The sequence below is a fragment of the Stenotrophomonas sp. RS-48 genome (assembly GCF_030053245.1).
Taxonomy (GTDB): Bacteria; Pseudomonadota; Gammaproteobacteria; order Xanthomonadales; family Xanthomonadaceae; genus Stenotrophomonas; species Stenotrophomonas maltophilia_P.
On record NZ_JASGBV010000156.1, the window covers coordinates 1 to 2000 of the forward strand.

2 protein-coding genes are annotated in these 2000 nt (G+C 66.7%); both read right to left on the bottom strand.

Going from position 1 to position 2000, the window contains the following annotated elements:
• Window positions 1-1027: flagellin (locus QMZ25_RS19080; RefSeq protein WP_283220135.1), on the bottom strand; the 1027-nt coding region annotated here is incomplete at its 3' end.
• Between the two features lie 72 nt (window positions 1028-1099).
• Window positions 1100-2000 (bottom strand): flagellin (locus QMZ25_RS19085; protein WP_283220136.1); only part of this gene is annotated, 901 nt, incomplete at its 5' end.

The following is a 2000-nucleotide window of genomic DNA, read 5'->3' on the forward strand; positions in this document are numbered from 1 at the left end:
CACCCAGGTCGGCGCGGGTGTTGTTGATCGAACCCAGTGCCTTGTCGACCACTTCCAGCGCCTGCTGGGCACCCTTCACGGTGCTGATGTCGACGTCCTTCAGCAGCTTGCCCGGTGATGCACCGGTGCTGGCGGTGGCGGCGGCGCTGTCGAAGCCGGTGACGCCGGCGCTGGTGCCTGCGGTGGCGGACATGGCGACGAACTTGCCGTCCTTGTCGACGCTTTCCTTCACCGAGGTCAGGTTGATCTGGCCGGCGGTGGTGCCGTCGAGTTCGGCGTAGACGCCGGTCTCACCGATCTTGGCGTTGATCGCGGTCACGGTCGCCGCGGCCAGGGCAGCCTGGTCCTTGGCGGCGTCGCCGGTGGAGGTGATCTTGACATCGGCGATCTTGATCGCCGAGGTCAGGCCGCCGCCACCGATGGTCAGGCCGGAATAGGTGATTTCCTTGCCCGCATCGGCTGCGACGCTATCGCCTTCGTCGATGGCGATGGTGTTGGCGTCGAAGACGGCATTGCCCAGTGCGTCGGCCTTGGCATCGACCACCTTGTCGATGGCAATAGCCTGGCCGGCGTTGGCGCCGACCTGGAACAGCTGGCTGGAGAACGAACCGTCCAGCAGCTTGGTGCCGTTGAACTCGGACTGCTTGGCAACGCGGTCGATTTCGCTGACCAGCTGGGTCACTTCGGCCTGCAGCGCCTTGCGGTCACTGGCCGAGTTGGTGGCATTGGCGGCCTGCACCGACAACTCGCGGACGCGCTGCAGGTTGTTGCCGATCTCGGTCAACGAGCCTTCGGCGACCTGGGCCAGCGAGATGCCGTCGTTGGCATTGCGGATGGCCACATCGGTGCCGCGGATCTGGGTGCCGAAGCGCTCGGAGATCGCCAGGCCAGCGGCGTCGTCCTTGGCGCTGTTGATGCGCGAACCGGAGGACAGGCGCTGGATGGTGGTGGCCAGCGAGCTGCCGCTGGTGCTCAGGTTACGCTGAGCATTCAACGACATCGTGTTGGTGTTGATGACTTGTGCCATGAGGAGAGGTCCTTGAGCGGTTGCACGTGAGTTGGGTCAGACGCCCCCGACGTGCCCCGGGAGCGGCTCATGTCAGCGCTGCAACAGGCTGAGCACGTTCTGCGGCACCTGGTTGGCCTGGGCCAGCATGGCCGTGCCGGCCTGCTGCAGGATCTGGGTGCGGGTCAGTTCGGCGGTTTCCTTGGCGAAGTCGGTATCGCGGATGCGGCTGCGCGAGGCCGACAGGTTTTCGGAAGAGGTCTGCAGGTTGGCGACCACCGAGGTGAAGCGGTTCTGGATCGCGCCCAGGTCGGCGCGGACGCTGTTGACCGATTCCAGGGCCTTGTCGACGATCTCCAGGGCCTGCTGGGCGCCGGCGACGGTATCGATCTGGATGTCGGCGACGTGGGCGGCAGCAGTGCCGGCGGCGGGGGCGTTCAGATCGGTTGCGGTGGCGGTCGGCCCCATCTTCACGGTCACACCGGCCACGGTGTTGTCGGCCTTGACCGAGGTCAGGGTGACTTCGCCCGCGGTGGTGGACTGCGCGGCATGCAGGCCGGTTTCGCCGATCTTGCCGTTCAGGGCAGCAGCCAGCGCCTTGGTGGCGTTGTCCTGGTTGACCTTGCGCACCGCAGCGATCTCGGCGGCGGTGGCCGGCGCGCCTGGCGGGGTGGTGTAGTCGAACGTGACGTCGCCGATGCTGACGTCGCCCACCGTGATGTTGGCCAGCGTGCCGGCGGCGGCATCGACGGCTGCGTCATCCAGGGTGGCGCTGCCAGCGTTGACGAAGGTCGTCGCGCCCAGCGAGTTGGCCTTGGCGTCGACCACGCTGTTGATGGCGATGGCCTGGCCGGCGTTGGCACCCACCTGGAACAGCTGGCTGGTGAAGCTGCCGTCGAGCAGCTTGGTGCCGTTGAAGTCGCTCTGCTTGGCGACGCGGTCGATTTCGCTGACCAGCTGGGTCACTTCAGCCTGCAGGGCCTTGCGGTCGCTG